This window comes from Treponema pedis (genome assembly GCF_017161325.1).
Lineage (GTDB): Bacteria > Spirochaetota > Spirochaetia > Treponematales > Treponemataceae > Treponema_B > Treponema_B pedis.
On record NZ_CP045670.1, the window covers coordinates 2,840,338 to 2,864,128 of the forward strand.

A 23,791-nucleotide genomic window follows, 5' to 3' on the forward strand; every position below is an offset into this window, starting at 1 on the left:
TAAAAACCTTTTTTAAGTAGTATCAATTCTTACAAAAAGTTTTCAAACACTTTTGTAAACCCGAGTTAAAAAAGCATATACAATATACAATATTTGCCTTAGGGCAAATTCCAAGATAAATAAAGATGCTATATTTTACCTAGCCGATTATCATGACTCCTTAATGATAATCTACTATATCGACAATAATAACATTTCCATTATTCCAAATAAAACATATTCTCCATTGGTTATTTATCCTTATACTGTGTTGCCCCCTTCTATTTCCTTTTAGAGCTTCAAGCATATTTGACGGCGGATTTTCCAAGTCTTTCAACGTAATAGCAGAATCTATCATTATAAGTTTTACACGCGCCCGTTGTTGTATTTTAGGCGGTAACTTTTTTGCCAGTTGCATATTCCATATTTTTAAGGCCTCTTTATCTTTCCACCGAACTATCACAACCATATACTAACCGATATGGTAAGTATTGTCAAGAATTTTAATTTTTATAAAAAAATGCAAGGCAAAGCATATAATAAAACCGATAAGATTTCGGAAACATACATCAATTTAACGGTTTTTAAAATATCGTTTTTTTCTATTTGTTTAAGAGCGTCTCCTATATACGGTTTTTCCTCCAAAAAGCCGTCATAGTAATTGGGTCCCGCCAAGCGTATTCCCAGTAAACCTGCGGCGACGCTTTCAGGGTGAGCGGCATTAGGGCTTGCGTGTTTAAGGCGGTCCCTCCGCCAAATTTTAAAGCCGTTTTTTAAATTAAACTCCGATTTAAAACATAAGCAGGCGCTTATAAGCATAAGCAAAGCACAAAGACGGGCGGGAATATAATTTGCAGCATCGTCCAGTTTTGCAGGAAAAAAGCCTAAATCGGAATACTTTTCATTTTTGTATCCCAACATAGAATCCATTGTGTTTATCGCCTTATAAGCCATACCGCCGGCCGCGCCGAAAAGCATTATAAAAAAAATAGGAGCTATTACTCCGTCTCCGGAATTTTCCGCAACGGTTTCTACACAGGCCCTTATAACTCCCTCTTCGTCCAAGTTTTCGGTATCCCTTCCTACAATATTTGAAACCTGTTTTCTCGCTTCCTTAATTCCGTTTTTAAAAGAACGGAAAACCTTTACCGCCTCTTTGTGCATACATCGGGCGGCAATACAGGTGTAACAAATTAAAACCGAAGTACAAAAATAAATAAAGCGATGAGCTCTTATTAATTCCAGCGGAAAAAATATTACACAAAAAGCCGCCGCCGTATTAAACAAACCGATAAAAAAGCCGCTCAGTCTTAACCCCTGTCCGTAAGAGCCGCATATTTTACGCGCCGCTTTTTCCTCAATCCGTATAAGTTTTCCAATCAGTTTTACGGGGTGAGGAAAGGAATAGGGGTCTCCCAAAATAAAATCGAGTAAGCATGCGAAAATCAAAATTCCGGCATTAAGCTTATAATTAAAAAACACAAGGTTCCTCGAAAGAATTTTAAAGTGCTTTTAAAAAACTATATCATAGTTGTAGGCTGGCCGGTTGCATCAAGAGCGTCCCGCCAAAGCGAGCCTTCAGGGTTTACATAATTTCTTTTCGATACGATTTGCTCTATCGGCAAATGAACGAACTTATTGTTTACCAAGCCTATCAGCATACGGGTTTTTCCGGCCATTGCCGCATGCACGGCGTTATTTCCCAGCCTCTCACAATAAATTGAATCAATCGGTGCCGTAACTGCGGAACGGATTTGATAACTCGGGTCTATGTATTTTATATTTATGTGCATTTTAATTTTTTCAAAATATTCGGCAATTTCTTTTTTTAAAAAGGCTCCTATATCGGCAAGTTTTTTATTTCCCGAAGCGTCGGTTTCATCTTCAACTTGCATTAAATTTTGTCCCGCACCTTCGGCGGCTACAATTAAAGCATAACCTGTTTCGTTAAGCCGATTTTCAAGGTGTTTTAAAAAGCCGTTTTCACCGTGAAGCGCAAACGGAACTTCCGGAATAAGCACAAAATGAGCTTCATGGCTTGCAATTGCGGTATGAGTTGCTATAAAACCCGATTCTCGCCCCATAAGTTTTACAAGACCTATACCGTTAATTTGCGAACTTGCTTCCATATTTGCAGCCGAAACCGATTCAGTCGCCTTTGCAATTGCGGTATCGAATCCGAAAGATTTTTGAATAAATGAAAGGTCGTTATCGATTGTTTTGGGAATACCGATAACCGAAATTTTTAACTTGCGCCGCTCTATTTCACGCGAAATTTCCAAAGCACCTTTTTGCGTACCGTCGCCGCCTATTAAAAATACCATATTTATATTCATTTGCTCTATTCCGTCTACAATTTCGGTAACCCGATTACCGCCTCCGCGGGAAGTACCTAAAAAAGAGCCTCCGGTTTTATGAATCCCGTTTACAACTTCCGGCGTCAGAGGAATGGGAGAAAACCCGTATTCGGAAATAAAACCTTTGTAGCCGAATTTTATTCCGCTTATTCTTTTAACTCCGTATCTGGTACGTAAACAACGGACTATTGCGCGGATTACATCGTTTATTCCGGGACATATTCCGCCGCAGCTTGCTATTGCCGCATGCACATAATTGGGACTGAAATATATTTTTTGCCGCGGACCGGCTTTTTCGATTATATCGGCATTGGTAAGAGGCTCTCCCGTTTCGCCTAGACTTGCGTCTATTTTATAACGGATAAATTCCGTATCTTCAACATAATTGGCAATGGAATCTCCGTGAATTTTCGATAAGGCGATGGGAGATTGAATTTTACATTCTCCTAAAGATGAAATTAAAAAATTCGGTTTTTGCATAAGGTCTCCTTCCCGCGTATTTTATTGCAATTGCATTTTCTTGTCAATAGAAAGTTTTTTTATCTTTAATTTTTCAAAAAAACACCGTTTTGCCCGCTTCCGGAAATTCATCTATTGAAAAATACTCTAGAAAATATTAAAATGGAGGGTATGAAAGACATAACCAAAACAATATCTGCGCTCAAAAAAGAGCTGAATGAAGTTAATTTGGAGCTTGCCGATTCTTATAAGGTTTTAGGGAATAAACTTATGCTTGACGCGGCGGACCCCGCCTCGGAAAAAAGTACTCCTTCAAAAAATGAGCTTATAAGTTGGCAAAGACTGCGAGATGAACGCTCTTTTTGTACCAACAGCATTTTGGAAATAAAAAATAACTCCGCACGGTTTGCCGAAATTGAAAAATTTAAAGCCCAAATTAAAAACGGTAAAAATTCTTCAATAAAAAAAATTGCCGAAATCAAGGGAGCCTTTTTAACAAAACTTTATAAGGACTTTTTCCCTAACTGCCCCGCTCTTTTTTCAAGCGTAACAGATAAAACACACCCCGTTGAAGCGGTAATAGATGAAGCAAATACCGCAATCGCATCTTTGGAGCAGCAAAAAGCGAAAGCAAACTTTTTTTCGCGCTTGGGTCTTTCAGGTAAAATTACGGCACAAAAATCGAAAATAAAAAATGCCGAAAAAAGTATAACCTCAATTCTTGAAAAAAATATAACGGATATTCAATCTTCTGAAGAGATTAAAGCCGTTATACAATCGGAAAATACCGATAAAAATTTAAAAACCGAATATGAAGAACTTACCTCTCTTTACAATTCTTTGTCCGATTCCGACAACAGGATTAAAATGCTTGAAGAGGAAGGAGAATTTATAAATTCCAAACTTGCGGAATTGGACGCTAAAAAAAATCCTTCAAAGCGTATAAATACTATAACAAACCGCATTAAAGAGCTTGATTCCGTCATAGATTCCGTCCTGCAAAGAACGGCTCTTAATTACACAAACGCATTTTACACCGAAGAAGGTTCTTTTATTTCAGACGTAAAAGAAGAAAATTTGGGAGTATATCACGAATATCTAAAACGGATAAGCGTAAACAGAAAACGGGCGGCACAAATAAAATATAACATAGAATATTGTGAAACTCTTCAGGATATTAAAACCGAAGAAACAAGAATTGAAAATCTTAACCGCATTATAAAAAATTCGGAAGCGGCAATTGAAGAAGCAAACAGAAAAATTACGGACTCTAAAACCGCAATTTTAAATGCCGAAAATAAAATTACCGATTTAACGGCGGCGGCAAATGAGCTTTTTAAAAAGTTTTCAAATAAAGATGCAGCCGAAAATTGCGATGAGGAGACCTGCTGATGGCGGAAAAAAAAGCGGCTAAAAAAACGGTTTACGATGAATCAAAAATAAAAACCCTCAGCTCGCTGGAGCATATACGCTTACGCACGGGAATGTACATAGGACGCTTGGGCGACGGTTCAAACCCGGACGACGGAATTTATATTTTAGTAAAAGAAGTTATAGATAACTCCATAGACGAATTTATAATGGGAAACGGCTCCCGCATAGATATTCAATTGGAAAAAGATAAGGTAATAGTACGCGATTACGGGCGGGGAATCCCTTTGGGAAAACTCGTAGAATGTGTTTCGGTTATTAACACCGGAGCAAAATACAATGATGAGGTATTTCAATTTTCGGTAGGTTTAAACGGAGTCGGAACAAAGGCGGTAAATGCTCTTTCGGAGCACTTCAGGGTAGTTGCAGTCCGTGACGGAAAATATGCGGAAGCCGTTTTTAAACGGGGAAAACTTGCAAGCGAAAAAAAAGGTAATGCAAAGGCGGGAGTTAAAAACGGAACTCTTGTAGAATTTATTCCGGATACGGAAATTTTCGGAAAATACAAATTCAACACGGATTTTATCGAAAAACGTATATGGAACTACGCTTATTTAAACGCAGGCCTTGTTTTAAGTTTTAACGGAAAAACCTTTAAGTCGGAAAACGGTCTTTTGGATTTATTGGAAGCAAATGTCGGCACGGATACTCTCTACGATGTCTGCCGCTATAAAGAAAAGCAATTGGAATTTGCTTTTTCGCATACGAACAATTACGGCGAAACATATTATTCTTTTGTAAACGGGCAGTACACCTCCGACGGAGGAACCCACCTTTCCGCTTTTAAAGAAGGTTTACTTAAAGGTATAAACGAATATTTTAGAAAAAATTATAAAAGCGAAGACGTCCGTGAAGGAACCTGTGCCGCAGTTTCGGTAAAAATTCAAGCACCGGTTTTTGAAAGTCAAACAAAAAATAAGCTCGGCAATACCGAGGTACGCAGCTGGATTGTAAACGATACAAAATCCGCCGTTGTCGAATGGCTTCAAAAAAATGCCGATGCGGCTTCGAAACTTGAAAGTAAAATTATTGCAAATGAAAAACTCCGCACGGAATTAAACACGGTAAAAAAAGAAGCAAAGGCGGCGGCAAAAAAAATCGCTATAAAAATTCCTAAATTAAAAGACTGCAAGTTTCATTTGGGTGACGGTAAATTCGGTGAAGACACAATGATTTTCGTTACGGAAGGAGATTCCGCAACGGGTGCTATGGTTTCAAGCCGCGATGTATTAACACAGGCAATTTTTTCGCTCCGCGGAAAACCTGAAAATATGTACGGAAAAAAACGGGCTCTTATTTATAAAAATGCGGAGCTTTACAATATGATGATGGCCTTGGGTATAGAAAACGATATAGAGGGTTTACGATATTCTAAAATAGTAATTGCCACCGATGCCGATAACGACGGTTTCCATATACGTAATTTGCTTTTGACCTTCTTTTTAAGCTATTTTGAAGAGCTTGTAACTTCAGGCAGGGTTTATATTTTGGAAACGCCCCTTTTCAGAGTGCGTACAAAAAAGGAAACTTGTTATTGTTATTCCGAAAAAGAGAGAGACGATTCCGTTACCCGCTTAGGCTCTTCTTCCGAAATTACAAGATTTAAAGGTTTGGGAGAAATAAGTCCTAACGAATTCGGGCAGTTTATCGGAAAGGATATAAAACTTTTACCCGTAACGGTACAAACATTAAAAAAAGTACCGAATATTCTGGAATTTTATATGGGCAAAAACACCCCGGAGCGCAGGAAATTTATAATGAAAAATTTACTTGCCGAAATAGACGCTTAAAAAAAGACCGATAAAAAACATTGCGGTTTACGGGAACCTTATGTAAACCGCATTTTAATTTTAATCCGTTGTAAAAGGTAAAGAATCTTAAAAGCATAACTTTTATTTTTTAGATTTTTTTCCGCGTGTGCTTTTTAACCCGGCAGCTCTTTTAGACGATTTTTGCACGCTCCATTGTTCAAGCGATTTTTCATAGTCTTTATTTAAATCTCTAATAAAAACATATCCTGAGTTTTCCACTTTTACCGCGTTTTCTGCCGAACCGTCCGGCTTCCACACACCAGCTTTTTCGGCATCTTTTGCAGCTTCTTCCGTTTGAGCTTTTTTCCATTCGGTTTCTTTATGATTTATACATAAAAATGCATCTTGAATTTTTCCTGTTTTAGATGTTTTCAACAAAAATACATTCGTTTTTTGCACGGTAAATCTTTTTATCCTGCACCAAAAATCTCTTATACCGCTAAAAGCCTCATCTGCCTTACATTCACCGTCGGAAGTTATTTCATCAACGGCCGCTTCTGGAATCGAGGGTAAGTGTCTGTGCAAAACTATAACCTCTCCCTTAGACACCTCCGCTGCGGGAAACGCATAGTTTTTATCTTTTTCGGCGGCACTGTAAAGGTATATACCGAATAAATTCCCGCCTTCCGTTACGGTAAATTTAATATAAGAATTTTTTGCCTTTGTGCCCGGTCTTATTTCCGAAAACTTAAGTTGCGCAGGTTTTGCATTGGCGCCTTCAAACGGTAAAGAAAAATCCAAAATACTGTTTTCTCCGCAAGCTGCCGAACCGATAACGGTAAACTTTTCCCCTATTTCAAATTCCGAAAGAGGAGAAACTTGAAAAACGGAAACGTCTTCGGGAGCTTCCATTTTTTCAAAACTGCAAGCTACTTCTTCGGAAGTGTTTTCCTTAACGGCTCTTACCGTTAATGATGTAACCTTTCCGCCAAAGGTAAGTAAAATTTCGTTATTTCCGGATTGTATAAAATCTTTAAGTACCGCTGTTTTCCCTTCGTCCGAAAAAACCGAAATAAAACCGGGCTGTTCAACGGAACCTTTGCAGCCGGCCGCAGCTGCAATAAGCAGCATAAATGCCGCAGCATGGATAAATTTCTTATAAGCCATATAGACCTCCTATATTACTTATAAGAAATTTTCAGTAATTTGTAGAAAATTTAAAAAAAAGAGGCTTAAAGCCTCTTTTTTTTTAATTTATTTTACTTCAAGCAGTTCAAGCTCAAATACAAGATAAGCATTGGGAGGTATAACACCGCCTGCTCCCGCAGAACCGTAAGCCAAAGCGGGAGGAATAATAATAATACGTTTTTCGCCCGTTTTCATCTTTACGGCTTGGCTGTCAAACCCGGAAATTACCTGCTGAGCTCCCGCAACAAATTCCAAGGGTTTATGCATATCGGAATCGTCAAACACCTTTCCGTTTTCCAAAAGAGAGCCCTTATACTTCATTTTAAGCTTTTTACCTTTCTCAGCTTTAGCTCCCTTTCCTTCTTTAACTATAAAAAAGAAAACTCCGTCATCGTCTTTTTTTGCAGGCGGATACTTGGAGCTTATTAAACTTTTAATTTTCTTTTCAGCATCTTCAATGCGCTTTGCTTCTTTTTCTTTAGCCGGCAAAAGATAAGAGTAAAAAGCTTTTTGGTCGGTTTTAAAAGATTTGGCATCTTCTCCCACCCTAATTATAGTAACGGTTTTAATTTTATCGCCTTGGGCAATTGCATTAACAACGGATTGACCTTCAACTACCTTACCGAAAATCGTATACTGTCCGTCAAGCCACGGAGTTTCCACATGTGTTATAAAAAACTGCGAGCCGTTAGTACTCGGACCTGCATTTGCCATAGATAAAACGCCGGGGCCGTCATGTTTTAAACCGTCCACTATTTCATCGGGAAATTCATATCCCGGTCCTCCGGTTCCCGTACCTTCGGGGCAGCCGCCCTGAATCATAAAATCGGCAATTACCCGGTGAAAGGTCAAACCGTTATAAAAGGGTTTTCCCTTTGCAGCGTCAAGAGTTCCCTCCGCCAAACCGACAAAATTGCAAACGGTAAGCGGCGTTTCTTTGTAATAAAGTTTTACGACAATAACGCCCTTATCGGTGTCGATGGAGGCATATAAACCGTCCTCTTTAAGAGCTTCAATTTTTCCACTCATTTTTCCATCTCCTCGTTCTGGATTATTTGTTATCATAATAGCAGCCGCAGTTGCCGCAGCTATAACCATAAAAATTACCGCAATGATAATTACCAACATTTTTTTCATTCTCATTCTCCTAACTCCCGGTTTTGTTATATTCCTTTATAAACCACTTATAAAGAGCTTCAGCCCGCGACGAAAAAGAATTTTTAAGTTTTTTTTCGAGGCCGGGTAATTTTGTAAAATCGGCAGCCGTGCAGCAATACACCGCAAGATAACCGCCCAAATCGTGTACGGCAAGAACAACTCTTAAATTTTTCGGAGCAATAACTTTAAAGATGGAATATTTAAGCGTTTCATTATTAAGGCAAACCATACCGCAAGAATGTCCGTCCGTGAAGTATTCGTATTCATAAATATAATTTCCGAAAGTTAAATCTTCTTGGCGGGCTAAAATTTTTAAACCGTCGGCACTGCCTTCAAGCACATCGGAAATCTTTTCATAATTTATTTTCTCACCGCTTTTAACTTCTTTTACCGTAAAAGATTTTGAATAAAGGGTTCTCATCTTGCCTCTGGAATGGGAATAATACTGTATTCCCTCAAGGCCCGAAATACTTCTTAAAATTTTGGAAATATCGAAAGATTTATCGTTTGCTTTTTTATAAAGATAAAGACCTTCCATCAGAAAGACCGGTTTTAAATTCGATTTTAAAAAAGATGCGGTTATTTTTTCCATTAAACCGGAAGAAGGGCTCAATTCCGGCGTCATATCCGCCGTTTTATATTTATAGGAAAAAACGGAGCCTTTTTCAAAAAGCTCTTTTGCGGTATTTTTATCCAAAACCGGCAAAAGAGCTTTTTCAATATCAATATCTTGACTCTCCGCTGCGGCTGACCTTTTAGAAGCGGCGGTTTTGCCGTCTGCGGAATTATCTTCCGCAAAGGCAAAACTCGAAAAAATAAAAAAGAATAGAAACAATACTTTAAATTTCATAAATATCCTTGCGGGTTTAAAATTAAAATCCTTTATAAAGCACCCGCACCTGTTTATATAAACCGTTTCCCTCGCTTTTAGTTTCAATATCGTGAATGGCGTTTAAAGTTGTATGAATAATACGTCTTTCATAAGGATTAAGAGGCTCCAATAATTGGGAACGCTTCGACATGCGCACCCTGTCGGCAGTATCGTAAGCCATACGAACGAGAAGCTCTTCCCGCCGTACTCTGTAACTTTCGCAGTCAACCGAAATTCTTGCATGAGAACAGCCTATCGTAGAAGCATAAACATTGGCTAAAAGCTGAATGGAATCCAAACTTTTCCCTTTTTTACCGATTAACACCGCGGCATCTTTAGATTCTATCCTATAGGCAAAATGTTTTTTATCAGCCGAAAGGGTTACGGTTTTACAATCATATCCCATTTTTTGTACAACAGTTTCGATAAAAATACGTGTTTTTTCGGCGCCTGCACTAATATCTTCAGGTGCAGCCTGCATTGACTCCGACTCGGATTCGGACAGCCTTTCATTCCCGCCTGCAACAACATCTTTTCGTAAAGCTTCATCTACATGTACGCGGATTTTTGCATGTCCTTTTTTAAACAGGGAATTCTTTTGAATTTCCAAGATTTCAACATCAAACTGATCCTTTTCAAGACCTAATTCGGCTACGGCAAGCTCTATAGCTTCTCTTTCGGTCTTAGCTTCAAATTCATAAGTCATAAAACACATCCTAAATTATAAAATTTTATTTTGCCTGCATCGATTTATTGATAATAATCTGCTGCAATAACATCAAAATATTGGAGAAAATCCAAAACAACAACAAGCCCGACGGCGCATTATAAAGAATAAAGAATAAAAACAGAGGCATAAAATAAAGCATTATCTTCATTGAAGGGTTTTGCTGAGTTTGCCCCGGAGTTTGCGTCAATTTACCGTATAAAAGCTGGGAAACCAAATAAATTACGGGTAAGAGCCTTAAATCGGTCCAGCCCAAAAACGGAAGAGCAAACCCGAATTTTAAAATACTGTCGCCTAAGGATAAATCGGGAATCCAGCCCGGAATAAAACTCGCACCTCTAAATTCAAAATAGTTATTAAATAATCTGTACATGGCAAACCAAAACGGGATTTGGATAAGCATTGGCAAACAGCCCGAAAGCGGATTATGTCCCGCTTCTTTATAAAGTTTTGCCATTTCCGCATTCATTCTTTGGGGATTATTTTTATACTTATTTTGAATTTCGGCAATTTGAGGCTGCATTTCCTGCATTTTTTTCGTCGCTTCGGAACTTTTTTTCGTAAGCGGAAAAAATACTATCTTCAATAAAATTGTAAGAAGAATAACCGCAACACCCCAGTTCGGAATAAATTTATACAATAATTCCATCGCTTTTTTTAAGAGCCATTCAAGAGGATATAAAAAGCCGCCTGAAGAAGCAACTTCATCAATTCGTAAATTGTTAAACCCGTAATTATTCGTTAAAGCCGAATTATATGTATTAAGCAATTTTTCGGAGCAGGGGCCTATATAAACTCGATATAAATCGTTGGCGGCGTTTCCCGCAACGGGTTGACGCGAAATAAATATTTGTGAGTTTTGAACGGCATTATTTTCCGCCTTAAACCCGGAGAATGTCATTTTTTTAATCGGATTGTCGGGAATTACGATAAAAGTAAAATACTTTCCCGAAACGGCAGTCCACGAAGCCAAATCGGTAATTGTCTTTTGTTTTCCGGCCGAAATTCCCCTTTCCTCATATTTTTTACCGTTTGCAAAATAAGAAAAATAACGGTATTCATTTTTATCCTGACTCTGATTCCATTCAGGCCCTATTTGAGGCGCAGTTCTTAAAGTATAAGCCTCATCGCCGAAAGAAAGCCCCTTCATTCCGTCTTTTCCGTCAATAGTTATCTCGAGAGAAAACATATAGTCTCCGGGAATAAAAGTATAGCGTTTTGCCAAAGTAAAAACGGAAGAACTGCCGTCAGCTTTATTTTCCACCGTTATATCGCGGAAAAATCCGATTTGCTTTTTTCCGTCCGGAAGCGTTTCCTGTTTTACATGAAACAGGAAATTAATCGGAGCGCTTTCAGCTCCTCCGAAAGCCAAAGATAAGGCACGCTCCGAACCTCTTGTATTTTCAATCATTTCCACGCGCTCTTCGCTGCCTGCGGAAGCGTGTTCTTTTAATTTGTAAGATACAATATCCCCGCCCTTATTTGTAAAAACGGCGCGGATTAAATCGGTTTCTACGGTATATGTTTCTTCACGTAAAGACTCATCGGCATTTTCCGATGCGGTTACGGCGGAAATTTCATTACTTTCAGACTGAACAAAGGTATTTTTCGGAACCTCGGTATTTTCGGTAACGGCGGGCTTAGACTGCATAGTATTTTCTACGGGAAAATACTTTTGCTGAATATACATCCAAACGCCGAAAACAATCATAGATAAAACAATTGCCAAAACGGTATTCTTTTTCAATTAAAACTCCTTAATTTTTCCATAGTGCGGAACAACTTTTCAAAAATCCGATTTACGGGACAGGGTCGTAACCGCCTTTGTGAAAGGGGTTACATCGTAAAATTCGGGATATTGCCATCGCAAACCCTTTAAACGGACCGTATTTTTTTATGCTTTCAAGAGCATACTCCGAGCAGGTGGGATAATATCTGCAACAAGAAGGAAAATGAGGAGAAACGGCTTTCCTATAAAAGATAATACAAGCACATAAAAACCTTTGCAAAAGTTTTTTCATAAGCCTCACATCTTATACATTTCCGCCTTGGTAAAAAGATAAACCAATTGATTAAAACGTTCAAAATAACCGTCTTTTGATGAAAACACCAGCAAAACAAAATCTTTGCCGGTTTTAAGCTGCGGTTTAATCTTTCTATACGCTTCTTTTGAAATTCTGCGGGCCTTGTTCCGCTCTACGGCGGTACCGAACCCCCTCTTAAAAGTACATAAAAACCTGTTATACTCCAACCCGTTCGGCACAATAAACAAAGCGGCTCCGCGGCAAGTTATTTTTACACCCTTACTGAAAACGTGTTTTATAGCTGCTTTGGAGCGAAGACGTTCCTCTCTTGGAAATGTGAAATTATCCACACCGGAGAAAAAAATTAAAACGGTTTCTTTTCGTCGGAAGCTGAAAGCTTTCGTCTGCCCTTTGCTCTGCGGCTGCTTAAAATAGCCCTTCCGCCCTTTGTTTTCATAAGCGCACGAAATCCGAAACGTCTTACGCGCTTCATTTTACTTGGTTGATATGTCCGTTTCATAAACTAGACTCCTTATATTTTAGAATAAGATGCAAAGTTTTACTCCGCCGCTTATTCAAAGATGTAAAGCTAAATGTACGGTGAAGTCCGTACAATACGGGAAAATGAATATAACACTAAATTGAATAAAAGTCAATAGGCGGAAAAGTTTACAAAACCGGAATACGAAAACACGTATACCGACTTACAATAAACCGAAACCGTACGGCCTAAAATTTAAATCGGGAGTAACCTCAGATTACTCCCGATACATTGAAAGCACCCTAAAAAGGACAGGGTAAAATTTTATAAGACCGTGCCGGTTTTAAAAATTCTTAAAAGAATAAATGAGCCATTACTACAACTACCGGAATTGTAATAATCGTTCTTTCCAAAAAGATAATAAACAAATCGGATAAATTTACGGGAAGTTTTGAACCTAAAATAACGGCTCCGGTTTCGGACATATATAAAAGCTGAGTTACCGAAACGGCGGCAACTATAAAGCGGGTCATAGGCGATTGAATACTTGCCCCTAAAATCGAAGGAACAACCATATCGGCAAAACCTACAACCATAGTGGAACTTGCGGCAGCCGCTTCCGGAACCCTTAACAAATTAAAAATAGGCTCAAACGGTTTTCCAAGCCAAGTAAATACCGGAGTCGCCTCCGATAAAATCAAAGCAAGCGTTCCCGCAGCCATAATAATGGGAACAACACCCAACCACAAATCAAGCACGGTTTTTGTTCCGTTTTTTAAAAACTGAACGGGATTCCCGTTTGTTTCAGCCTTTTTTACCGCAAGATGAAGCCCCCATTGGTGCCTTGAAAATCCCGGAGGAATTATTTCGGTTTTCGCATTGGGCTGCATTTTTAAATATGTATCTTTTTTTAAAGAAAGCGGCGGAATACGCGGCACTATAATTGCAGCTACGACACCCGCAACACTTACCGTCAAATAATACTGTGCAAAATAATCCGTAAGGCCTACATTTTGAAGAACAACCAAACAAAAGGTAATGGAAACGGCGGAAAAGGTTGTGGCAATAACCGCAGCTTCTCTTGCACTGTAATATCCTTCTTCATACTGTTTATTGGTAAGGGCTACGCCTATAGTTCCGTCCCCTATCCAGGAAGCCATACAGTCTATCGCCGAACGTCCCGGCAAACGGAAAATCGGGCGCATAACCGCAGTTAAAAATACACCTACATACTCCAACAAACCGAATTCTATTAAAAAAGGCAAAATAAAACCCGCCGTTAAAAATATAGTAAATAAGCCTCCGATTAAATCGTACAAAATAAGTCCGCCCGTATTTTCACTATAAATAATTTCAGGGCCGAGCTTAAATGCCGTCATTAAAGCCAGCGCAAGACCGGCAAAACGGGCTATAACCCAAAAATAAGATACATTACAAATCCTCTTTAATAATTCATTATTTTCGATAAAAGAAGGCTTTGCAATTTTATAAATAAGCGTAAGCAAACACGAAACCGTTATGGCAATCAACACGAGGATATAAATCGGCACAACCGAATTTATTCCTTTATTAAGCAGTTTTGAAATAACCGATACCATAACGGTTGAAGCTCCGTCAAGTTTAAACGGAGTCATTAAAAGCAACACACCTACTACGGAAGGAACTACAAATTTTAAAATTTGTAAAATTGAAAATTTTTCTTTTTTTACGTCGTCCATAAAAAAATCTCTCCTATTTTTTTTATTTTATGATTGCCTCAAGAGCAATCTCCATCATATTTTTAAAAGTTTTTTGTCTTTCTTCAGGTGTTGTAATCTCATGCGTTACAACATTATCCGAAATCGTAAGTACCGCCAAAGCCTGCCTGCCGTATTTAGCTGCAAGGGTATATAATTCGGCGGCTTCCATTTCTACTGCAAGAACTCCGTATTCCGCCCAAAGTTTCCATGTTTCCAAATCATCGTAAAAAACGTCGGAACTGGCTATCTGTCCCACAAGCGGAGTAACTCCCATTTTTACCGCATAATCGTAAGCATTTTTTAAAAGGCTCCAATCCGCAGAAGGCGCATAATGGCAGCCTCTAAAACGGTGAGTGTTTATCCCCGAATCGGTACAAGCGGACATACCCAGTACTACGGAGCGAAGTCCGATATCTTTTTGCAATGCACCGGCGGTTCCTATGCGTATAGCCTTTTGAATACCGTAATCTTTAAACAATTCATTTACATAGATTGAAAGAGACGGCTGCCCCATTCCGGTTCCCTGTACCGAAACGGGAACACCCTTATAGGTGCCGGTAAAGCCCAGCATTCCGCGAACATTGTTGTAGCATTTAGGATTTTCCAAAAAATTCTCGGCTACAAATTTGGCGCGCAGCGGGTCTCCGGGCAAAAGGATTTTATCCGCAATTTCGCCCTGTTTTGCTTCAATGTGAATACTCATTTTTTCCTCCTGAGATTTTATTTAAAAAGTATACATCATTAGTAAAGAATAATCAATAAGAAAATAATCAATTTTAATTGCTTGAAATTTGCCGGGCGTTGTGCTATTATAAAACAATAGGTTACTGTTTTAACCTAAAATTTGAATCTTTGGAGGATTAAAATGAAAAAAATTATTTTTATTTTGGCGGCATTATGCTGTGCGGCTACCTTACCGGCATTTAATTTAAGCGATATTTCAGGCGATGTAAGTATAGGCTATATGAACCATACTATGGTTACCACCTACAATTCCGAAACCATTAAACAGCAGATTGAAGTTCCTCTTCAAACCGCATTGGGAACAGGCAGTCTTACATTAGCCGACCAAAAATCGACCGATGTATATAATGCCTTTGTTGCGGGGTTAAGCTTAAAAATAAGTTATCTTTATCTCAATTTAGGAGCGGGCTTTCCTTCAAAATCGCTGCCCACAGGCTTTGACCCGTTGGGAGCAAAACTTAAAGCCTTTAATGTTTCCGATAAAATAAAAGGCTCCGTAATTATAGACGGTTTACTCGGCGCCGGAGTTACCCTTTTTAAAAACACTCCGTTTAATATCGTTCTCGGAGGCGGTTTAGGTGTAAACTATATTAGAACAAAAAGAGATTTGCCGGAGGCTTTTGTAAAAACTATAGTGAACGACAAAGGGGAAGCGATTGCAAAACAGTTTACCGAAATAAGGTCTACTGCAAGTATAGGAGTAGGCGCGGATATAGGTATCAGATACTACTTTACTAAAAATATCGGAGTTTCTTTCGATATAAAAGATACCGTATATTTTTTACCTGTAATGAACCAGCGATATTATAACGGAACCCTTGTCAACGGACAAGCGGTTACTTACAAAATTACAAAAGAGCAAAAACAGGACATTAAATCTTTAATTAAATACCAGTGGTCCAATAATTTTACCGCCCGCTTGGGTATTGCATGGAAGCTGTAATAAAATTCTGTTTTTAAATAATAAGGCGGTACGGTTTAAATTTAAAATTGTACCGCTTTTTTTGTAACTATAGGATAGGGCTGATATTTATATTATTAAGACTACATTTTCCTTTCGGGGAAGTAATTTTTACGGAGGTGTCTATGAAACACAAAAAAATTTCATTATTTTTATCATGGCGGCAGCCTGTACGGCAATGCTCTTTGCCGATTTGGCTATTTCTTTCGGTCCCGCTTACACAAATTATCTTGTAAAGCCTAAAACCGAAGAAGGAAAACTTAGCGGGAATGCGGTACAGGATTCCATCATAAGCCAGTTAAAAGGCGCAACAACGGAAAAAAACAATGCGGCAGGTTTTGCAGTCGATATCCGCGGAGATTATTTATACGGCATGCTTCAGATAGCCTTCCCTTCAAAAACTCATACCGACCTTATAAAGGGCGGAACTGCGGGCCTTAAAAAAGGCGCATTTATCATGGATACGCAGGTAGGTGCAGGATACACATTTTTTAAAGACAGCCGCTTTAACCTGTTTTTAGGAGCCGGTTTGGGCTTTAATCTTATGTCTTCCGAGCAAACGATAAGCATTCCTTTAGCGGGAGATTTTAATTATAAAAAACTTGATGCTATGATAGGCGTCGGCGGGAATATAACTGCAAGTTTTTACTTTACAAAACACGTAGGTATTTTTGCAGGCATCGCCGATACCGTATATTTCGCACCGATAAAAGCTAAAAAAACTTTTACCGTAGCGGGAGAAACAATCAATTTAGATGAAAAAACGGAAGGCACAAAACTTTCAAACAGCTTTGCAAACAGCCTTAATTTAAAAGCCGGTATTTCATTTAAACTGTAAAAATTAAGGCCGAACGGCATAAAAAAAAGCAGCCTTCTAAGGCTGCTTTTTTTTATTGATGTCTTTACTTTAAAGAATTAAGAACACCTGAAAGTTTATTCTTATCGTATAAATCGAGCGGCCGTCCTTCGGCATAACGCAAAGCCTCTTCCGTAAAAGTTCCGGCGCTCATACAAATACCGGTTCCGCCTTTTACCTCCTTAAGACGTGCATGAAGTTCTCTCAAAAGCAGCTCTCCTACCGTACCCTGCGAGCGGAAAAACCTGAAAATAACCGTATCCGAAAAACGCGGCGTATCCACTTCGGCAACTATATCGGTATACGTCGCTAACACGGAAATATCCAGAATTTTTACCTTTGCTTTAGGATAAAACCTGGCAACAATTTTTCTGCATAAACCGACAAATTCGCTTTGTCCCGACATTAAATAAATTTGTAAATTTCTATTTTGGTTCAGCTCCTGATACCTCATAATCAATGTGGCGGCATCTTTATATCCGGGGCTTATCATTTGAATTTCTTTTAATAAATGGAGAGCCTTGCCTATATCCTGTGTCTTTATAAATGCCTGTGCCAATCTGTATTTAAGCTCGTTGGAAGTTTCCATAGGAATATTTTGGTGCTTTAATCCTATTTGAAAATCTTCGATAGCACGGTCAAGCTGATTCGCCTTTGTTCTAATCATTCCGGTATATAAAGCCGAGCGGGGGCCGAAAACAGGGTCTACACGCAAATGTGTTAAAATTTTCAAACATTTATCGTTTGCACCCGCCTCATAAAAACATTCTCCCATTGAAAACAAAACTTCTTTGTCATCGGGCTTTACATCCAATGCTTTTTTTAATGCGGGAAGAGCATCGTTGTATCTGTGCAAATGCTGAAAAGTATAGCCTGCATACTTTGTCGCCAAAAAATTATCCGGTTGAGTAATTAAGGCTTTTTTAAAATACGGGAGGGCTCTCTCATAATCTTTTTCCATATAGTACACATAGCCCAGCGTATAATTTACATCAAAATGTCGCGGATTTAAAGTTTCCGCCAACAATAAGCCTTTTTTAGCTTCAGGCATTCTATTCGTTTTTAAGGCGCAAATACCGTACCTTAAAGGAATATCGAATTGTTTTTCAAGGTCCAAACTTTTAACATGGTCGATTAAAACGGAATATGCGGCATAAGCTTTTTCCCATTCCTGCCCCTGATATTGCACATCGCCCATAATTAACAGACCCTGAATATCCCGAGGATTTTGATTTAAGCGGCGTGCCGCATCTTTCATTAAAGCAGCCTTTCCTTTTACGGTTTTAGCTCTGCCCTGACCGCCGGAATTTGAGGTTTTTGAAGCAATAAAATAAATAATCCCCAGTACAACAATAACAATAAAAGCCGATATAATAATAGTTGCCATTCTTCTATTATGCGTTTTATTTTAAAATATGTCAATGGAAGAAGCCCGTAAATTGTTTTAAAATATGAAAAAATGTCAATATTTTTATTAAAAAGTATTGACATTTTTTTTTACTTTTGCTAGAATACGCAAGCCTATGGGGGCGTAGCGAAGCTGGTTTATCGCGCTGGCCTGTCACGCCGGAGATCGCGGGTTCGAGCCCCGTCGCTCCCGAAAAAGCTCACCGCCTAACGGTGAGCTTTTATTTTTTATAGCCGTCCTAAAACGGGCAGTAGCGCAGGGGTAGCGCGCTTGGTTCGGGACCAAGAAGTCGGGGGTTCAAATCCCCCCTGCCCGACTATTTAATTATAAAAAATTTCCGATATTCCTTATCTAACAAAAGGGAGCAATACACGAACTGAAAAAATCCGTCATATTTAAATCTTCGGAAGAGAATTCTTTTCTTCTTATGGATTTGAGAAGATAAATAACGGCTTTTATTTTTCCTTCATATATAACGGGAGCAGCTATTACCGAATTCCAATTGGGTATTCCTGTAAGTTTATCTTTCCCGACGGCATTATCCCAATCAACTCCGGAAAAACTTTTTTTGGAAGTTACGGTTTCTTTGATAAAATTCTTATTCAGTTTAAATTCCGCACGCGGAGTTTGCTCCGGTTTTAAAATACGCTCCGAAGGTTTATTTTCCCTTATCGGAATAATAACGGCGGTATCGGCATCCGTAAGCTCTTTTATTTTAGACAAACAGAATTTCAAACGCATATCTTTGCCAAGTTTTTTTCTTATTGAGGCGGTAACTTCAGTAAGTATTAAAATATTTTTCGCATCCGTTAAAGAATCCCCCGTAATTACACCCGTCATTCTGTCGGTTTTTAAATCTTTATATACAAAGTCGGTATTCCAAATACATACATTGTTTCTGCCGGAATTCTTGGCATTATACAATGCGGAGTCCGCTTTTAATAAAAGGTCTCCGGCAGTTACCGCATGCTGCGGAAAAGAAACGGCTCCTATGCTTACGGTTATTTTTATTTCAGGATTTTCGAATTTCAAGGCTTCTATTTGCTTACGGATATTTTCAGCGATAAAACCGGCCTGATTTATTTGAGTATCGGGTAAAAGCACAAGAAATTCCTCTCCTCCGAAACGTCCCAAAATTTGTTTCTTTTTTAGAACTCCCATTGCAGCCGAAGCCGTCGCCTTTAAAACCTCATCTCCGATTTGATGGCCGAAAGTGTCGTTTATTATTTTAAAATGGTCCAAGTCGTACATTAAAACGGAAAAAGGTTTACCGGTATTTTTTGCGGCATCAAATAATTCATTAAAAGCCATATCAATATATTTTCTTGTAAATGCCGATGTAAGTTTATCGGTTGAAGCTTCATAATGCAATCTATAGCTTTCAATTAAAAATGCAAAAATATTTTCATAAATTTTACAAAGCTCTATTCCGAAAGTATTGCAATTATTTATTTCGCGTTCCGATATAAACACAAGATATGCGCATATATTATTTTCCATAGGATTTATATTTTTGCATTTTATCGGCAGTAAAATATGAGCGGGTAAATTTTCGTTTTCTAAAACATTATCCTGATTCCCGACCGAATTTTTTAATATCTGAGCAATTTTTTCTATGCTTTTACATTGCCCGAAAGAAAACAAAGACTCTATATTATTTTCATTATCAACTATAAAAACATCATAGGCGGTTGCCAGCAAATTCAATGAAATAAAATCCAAAAAAATTTTTATATTTTGTAAAAAATTATTGGAAAATTTTAATATAACATCTTCTGCCGTTTTATTTTTAAATTTTGTCTTAGATTTTTCAATATTTACAATATCGGTTAAAAACTCCCTGTTATTTTTTAATAAGGTAAGTGTATTTGCCGTTAAAACGGTTTGTATCCGCTTAAGCGAAAATTTCTTATTATAGTTGCGGTAATCCGGTTTAAGTTTTTTGTTAAGATAATCGTCTATAATATCAAAAGCTCTTCCGTAACGGTTTGAATTAAAAAAAGCCCGTTGTTTATTTATCGGCATTAAATTCATTACCGTCCCTATTATTTTTTGCACTTCGGCAAATCTTACAATTCCCATTACGGTATTGCCCGAATTTAAATACAACAGGGCCAACTCCGTGTTAATATCGATACTAAAGCTGCAAAACTCTTCGGAATTTAAAGCGAGGGCTTTTAATAAATGTTCTTCGGCTTTTTCTTTTTCAATAAATGAAAGAATAAAAAGCATTCTGCTCTTTAATATATCCGATAAATCGGATATTTTGTTTTTTACTATATATTTCAATATAGGAGTAAAGTCCATATCGCGCCTTAATATTATAAGTCTTCTAACCGATTCCAATACATTATAAAAGACAAGATGCAGCAGTTTTACATATTTAGATTCGGTAAACATTGCGGTATAGATATTTTGCAACACACTTATATCGTCCGTCTTTTTACTTATCAATTTATTTGTTTCAAGACAGGCTTCCATAAAAAGTTTTTTTATCGCAAATCTAAAGTTATTTGCCTCCAAACACTTTTCCAATAATTTTTTTTCTTTTTCATATTCCGCAAATACCGAAGCTATTTTTGCCGAAGTTTGCGTATACGATATAATATATGCAGGACGCTGCAAAATTCTTTTATCCTGCATCATAGTATCTATTTTTATTTTACACGCCAATGCGGCATTATAATCGTCAAATACCGATAAAAAATCATACAGTAAAGTGTAAGCGAATAAATAACGGTTGTATAATTGATTTTGCTTTATTTTTTTTATAGCGTCCATACATAAATCATAAGCCTCTATATATTCGCCTGCGGAGGCTTTTAAAGTGCTTATGTTCAGCATAGCCAATACCTTAGTTGAAACATTATTGTATTCTTCGCTTTTATCGATTATGTCATTATAAAAAGATAGAGCCTTGGAAAAATTTTGATATAAATTTAAATAGATTATAGCAAGGTTATTAAGCGCAAAATTCTTAACTTTAAAATTGCGGGCTTTTGAAGCCGTCTTTACCGCTTCAATATAAATTTTTTCAGCTTTATTAAAATTACCGGAATAATAAAAATTATTTCCAAGTTCAAGCAAAGCGCCGGCTTTTAAAAATTGATATTTTTTTATATCACCGCAAAGTTTTACAACTTTTTTTGCAACCCTGATTCCTTCAGCATGCCTCCGACTGTATTGTAAAAATTTAGATTTAACTTTTAAAAAAGATAAGGTTACGAATTTATCTCCCGCTTTTTTAGCCGCCTGCTCCGCTATGTCGAGAGTTTTTTCGATTGAACGGGAATCTACATTAATTAATATTTCATAGTTCGTTTTAGTTATATAAAGAAGGGCAATCAGGTTTTTATTGCTTATCCGTTTATTTAACAGCATTTCAGCCTGTAATATTTTATTTGCACAATCAAAAACATTTTCGGTATCGATATAAGCTTCTGCAAGCAGCAATAAAACATATAATTGCTTGTCCGTATCGGTTTCACATATCAAAGTATATATTTTTTCAAAAATCGAAATGACTGCGGAAACCGTGTGTGTTTTTTTTATAACGGCCTCGTGTTTAATACAATAATCGACAACTTCTTCAGCCAAGCCTGCACGTTCCGCATGCCAAATATATTCATTTATATTGATTTTAGATTTTTGTTTTATTATGCCGGCTATTTTTTTATGAAGTGCAACTTTATATTCCGGGTCCAATTCGGCATATAAGGTATTGTGCAATATATTATTAACAATAATATATTCGGAGGAAAGCCCCGAATCCGCCTTGGCTATGATATTATTTTCTAAAAAATTATAAAAATATTTTTTTATATCCGCTTTTTTAAAAGCTGCAATATTTACAATATCATCAAGAGTAAAAACGTTTTGAAAAATACTCATTGCGTTTAAAAGTAAAAGCTCTTCGGTATTTAAATTTTTAAGATGAGTTTTAACGGCTTGTTCTATATTGGACGATATTTGAATCGGCAGCGAGACATCTAAAATATTATTCGAAAGCATACATATTTCGGTAATTTCATTCTTTTTAATATCTCCGTTATATACCAATTCTTTTACCACTTCGGTAACAAACAGAGGGCTGCCTGAAGTATGCGAGTATATTTTATTTATCAATACATACGGTACATGTCTTACCTGTAAAAGGTGCCGTATTAAAACACCGGTTTCATATTCGGATAAATTGCATAAATTTATCTTTTGGGTATTATCTTGGGCGGTCAAGACTTCAACCATTTTTTGCGCCTGAACGTTTTGCTTAATTCCGAATTCATCGTAAGAAAAAATAAGCATAATTTTTTTATGATTTACACTTTCAACGGCTAAATGTAAAAACAAATTTAAGATAAAATCCGCTCCGAGGTGAATATCGTCTACAATAAACACTGCAACTTTTGAAGCCGTCCTTTCGGCGATTAAATTTGAAATGCGGTTTATAAGTCTATACTTCAGCATATTAAGCTTATGCGCGGGATATTTACCCTTTGTCAAAATTTCAATTCCTTCAAGGATTTCTTTTTCCAAAACATTTACGGTATTTAAGGGGACGTTCATCAGCATAGTGCGCATTAAATGAATCAAGAATTGCTCTTCGTTAAAATTACCGAGATTAGGAAAAATTGTAAACATCGCATTTTTCTAAAGAAAATAAAAAATTAAGCTCGGCAAGAAAAGACGTTTTGCCTGCACCCAACTGCGCCGTTATAAAACATACATTATTATCGGATACATTATTGTATAAATTATAAAAACTTGAAAGAAGCTTATTTTTTTCTTTATATCTTCCTATAGTTTTAGGCGATATAAATTTATCCTTACGCGCCGCCTTACAGGCGACGGAAAATGTACGCTGTAACTGTTTATTTATATCCAGTATAATATGGTGAAATAAATAAGTTGTGTGGTCGGTCATACTGGAAATAGCTTTATTGCAAATACCGAATAAGCACTCCGCAATTTTTTTATCGTTTTTATCGGTACAAAGTTTTAAACAGGAAGTTTTTATCGATGAAAAATCCGGTATATCCAAATTTGAAAGCTGACGTCTTGCAAGTAGAGACAACAAAATAACCGCAAAGGACTCTACATCATATTCAAAATAGTCTTTATTTATATTTTTATATTCAATTAATTCTATATTTTCCAAAAGTTTATATGTGATAATATCTTGAAGTTTAATTGTAAGTTTTTTTTCGGTTTTTAGAACATAAATATTTTTTAAATTAAAATTTTTGTATTCCATTTCATATTTACAAAGATAATTTAAAGCCTTGCAGATAAGAACCGTAATTTGTAAAATCTCTTCCCATGAGGCGGTTTTTAAAAATTCCAAAAGATAAGTTGCGGAGTCTACTTTTTCACAAGTATAAATATAAGAATCTTCAATCGTTTTAACGCCGTTTATGCTGATTAATCTCGTAAAATCATATAATTTAGAAAATAAAGAGCAGTCTATTTGTTTTATTAAAAAGAATTTATTTCTTAAAAATTCCATAAAAGAATTTTCAAAGGCGGTTGTTTTTACAATGTTTAATTTAAACCGTTTTCTTTCGGAGGAGTTTAAGTCTTCCGCTATAAAACTGCGGATATCGTTTGTCTTTGAATTAAGCTCTTTTATTATTCCGTAACGCTCGTTAATTATATCCATA

20 protein-coding genes and 2 tRNA genes are annotated in these 23,791 nt (G+C 37.2%); 6 read left to right on the top strand and 16 right to left on the bottom strand.

From position 1 onward, the window contains the following. Nucleotides 1-160: 160 nt before the first annotated feature. From DYQ05_RS13110 to DYQ05_RS13120, 3 genes are read right to left on the bottom strand one after another with little or no spacing between them, the layout of a single operon-like run. Nucleotides 161-448, bottom strand: a complete 288-nt coding sequence (locus DYQ05_RS13110) for a type II toxin-antitoxin system RelE/ParE family toxin (RefSeq protein WP_080653138.1) — start codon at nt 446-448, stop codon at nt 161-163. Nucleotides 449-489: 41 nt separating this feature from the next. Further along, nucleotides 490-1,461, bottom strand: coding sequence for an adenosylcobinamide-phosphate synthase CbiB (cbiB, locus tag DYQ05_RS13115; RefSeq protein WP_252723407.1), 972 nt, complete (start codon nt 1,459-1,461; stop codon nt 490-492). A 38-nt stretch (nt 1,462-1,499) separates the two neighbouring features. After that, nucleotides 1,500-2,816 (bottom strand): ATP-dependent 6-phosphofructokinase, encoded by a 1,317-nt coding sequence (locus DYQ05_RS13120; protein WP_020966536.1) that lies wholly within the window; start codon nt 2,814-2,816, stop codon nt 1,500-1,502. A 150-nt stretch (nt 2,817-2,966) separates the two neighbouring features. On the opposite strand from DYQ05_RS13120, the gene DYQ05_RS13125 reads away from it, so the two are divergent. Further along, nucleotides 2,967-4,187 carry a V-type ATP synthase subunit I domain-containing protein gene (locus DYQ05_RS13125; protein ID WP_206183584.1) on the top strand — a complete coding sequence of 407 codons (1,221 nt, stop codon included), beginning with the start codon at nt 2,967-2,969 and terminating at the stop codon, nt 4,185-4,187. After that, nucleotides 4,187-6,016 carry a DNA topoisomerase IV subunit B gene (locus DYQ05_RS13130; protein ID WP_024467384.1) on the top strand — a complete coding sequence of 610 codons (1,830 nt, stop codon included), beginning with the start codon at nt 4,187-4,189 and terminating at the stop codon, nt 6,014-6,016. Before DYQ05_RS13125 ends, DYQ05_RS13130 begins: the two co-directional genes overlap by 1 nt. Nucleotides 6,017-6,118: 102 nt before the next feature. Here the strand turns inward: DYQ05_RS13130 and DYQ05_RS13135 are convergent, their stop codons facing one another. From DYQ05_RS13135 to deoD, 10 genes are all read right to left on the bottom strand, one after another. Continuing rightward, nucleotides 6,119-7,144, bottom strand: a complete 1,026-nt coding sequence (locus DYQ05_RS13135) for a lipoprotein TP_1001-related protein (protein WP_206183585.1) — start codon at nt 7,142-7,144, stop codon at nt 6,119-6,121. An 87-nt stretch (nt 7,145-7,231) separates the two neighbouring features. Continuing rightward, nucleotides 7,232-8,302 (bottom strand): peptidylprolyl isomerase, encoded by a 1,071-nt coding sequence (locus DYQ05_RS13140; protein ID WP_206183586.1) that lies wholly within the window; start codon nt 8,300-8,302, stop codon nt 7,232-7,234. 10 nt (nt 8,303-8,312) lie between these two features. Then, complete coding sequence (locus DYQ05_RS13145; protein ID WP_206183587.1) at nt 8,313-9,173, bottom strand: DUF6675 family protein; 861 nt, start codon at nt 9,171-9,173, stop codon at nt 8,313-8,315. Between the two features lie 22 nt (nt 9,174-9,195). Beyond that, on the bottom strand, nt 9,196-9,900 hold the full coding sequence (gene jag / locus DYQ05_RS13150; RefSeq protein WP_206183588.1) for an RNA-binding cell elongation regulator Jag/EloR: 705 nt from the start codon (nt 9,898-9,900) through the stop codon (nt 9,196-9,198). Between the two features lie 25 nt (nt 9,901-9,925). After that, nucleotides 9,926-11,668, bottom strand: a complete 1,743-nt coding sequence (gene yidC, locus DYQ05_RS13155) for a membrane protein insertase YidC (protein ID WP_206183589.1) — start codon at nt 11,666-11,668, stop codon at nt 9,926-9,928. Nucleotides 11,669-11,720: 52 nt separating this feature from the next. Further along, a complete protein-coding gene (gene yidD / locus DYQ05_RS13160; protein ID WP_024467380.1) occupies nt 11,721-11,942 on the bottom strand; it encodes a membrane protein insertion efficiency factor YidD in 222 nt (73 codons plus the stop codon). Between the two features lie 5 nt (nt 11,943-11,947). Continuing rightward, nucleotides 11,948-12,295, bottom strand: coding sequence for a ribonuclease P protein component (gene rnpA / locus DYQ05_RS13165; RefSeq protein WP_020966546.1), 348 nt, complete (start codon nt 12,293-12,295; stop codon nt 11,948-11,950). 14 nt (nt 12,296-12,309) lie between these two features. Continuing rightward, the gene (gene rpmH / locus DYQ05_RS13170; RefSeq protein WP_024465253.1) at nt 12,310-12,465 is read right to left on the bottom strand and encodes a 50S ribosomal protein L34; all 156 of its coding nucleotides are present in this window, start codon (nt 12,463-12,465) and stop codon (nt 12,310-12,312) included. 314 nt (nt 12,466-12,779) lie between these two features. Further along, entirely contained in the window at nt 12,780-14,144 is a 1,365-nt protein-coding gene (locus tag DYQ05_RS13175) for a YjiH family protein (protein ID WP_029410312.1), read from the bottom strand. Between the two features lie 22 nt (nt 14,145-14,166). Next, the gene (gene deoD, locus DYQ05_RS13180; RefSeq protein WP_206183590.1) at nt 14,167-14,868 is read right to left on the bottom strand and encodes a purine-nucleoside phosphorylase; all 702 of its coding nucleotides are present in this window, start codon (nt 14,866-14,868) and stop codon (nt 14,167-14,169) included. Nucleotides 14,869-15,030: 162 nt separating this feature from the next. On the opposite strand from deoD, the gene DYQ05_RS13185 reads away from it, so the two are divergent. Together DYQ05_RS13185 and DYQ05_RS13190 are read left to right on the top strand one after the other, a co-directional pair. Next, nucleotides 15,031-15,852 (top strand): DUF2715 domain-containing protein, encoded by an 822-nt coding sequence (locus DYQ05_RS13185; RefSeq protein ID WP_029410313.1) that lies wholly within the window; start codon nt 15,031-15,033, stop codon nt 15,850-15,852. Nucleotides 15,853-16,027: 175 nt separating this feature from the next. Further along, nucleotides 16,028-16,708: a DUF2715 domain-containing protein gene (locus DYQ05_RS13190; protein WP_206183591.1), complete on the top strand. Its 681-nt coding sequence runs from the start codon at nt 16,028-16,030 to the stop codon at nt 16,706-16,708. Nucleotides 16,709-16,772: 64 nt separating this feature from the next. Here the strand turns inward: DYQ05_RS13190 and DYQ05_RS13195 are convergent, their stop codons facing one another. Further along, nucleotides 16,773-18,113, bottom strand: coding sequence for a tetratricopeptide repeat protein (locus DYQ05_RS13195; protein WP_020966552.1), 1,341 nt, complete (start codon nt 18,111-18,113; stop codon nt 16,773-16,775). A gap of 138 nt (nt 18,114-18,251) precedes the next feature. Here DYQ05_RS13195 and DYQ05_RS13200 point away from each other — a divergent pair. Then, a tRNA-Asp gene (locus DYQ05_RS13200) sits at nt 18,252-18,326 on the top strand. 52 nt (nt 18,327-18,378) lie between these two features. Next, nucleotides 18,379-18,450: transfer RNA gene (locus tag DYQ05_RS13205), tRNA-Pro, on the top strand. A 35-nt stretch (nt 18,451-18,485) separates the two neighbouring features. Here DYQ05_RS13205 and DYQ05_RS13210 read toward each other — a convergent pair. Together DYQ05_RS13210 and DYQ05_RS13215 are read right to left on the bottom strand one after the other, a co-directional pair. Then, a complete protein-coding gene (locus DYQ05_RS13210; RefSeq protein WP_206183592.1) occupies nt 18,486-22,772 on the bottom strand; it encodes a diguanylate cyclase in 4,287 nt (1,428 codons plus the stop codon). After that, a complete protein-coding gene (locus tag DYQ05_RS13215) occupies nt 22,753-23,790 on the bottom strand; it encodes a hypothetical protein (protein WP_206183593.1) in 1,038 nt (345 codons plus the stop codon). Before DYQ05_RS13215 ends, DYQ05_RS13210 begins: the two co-directional genes overlap by 20 nt. Nucleotide 23,791 lies beyond the last annotated feature (1 nt).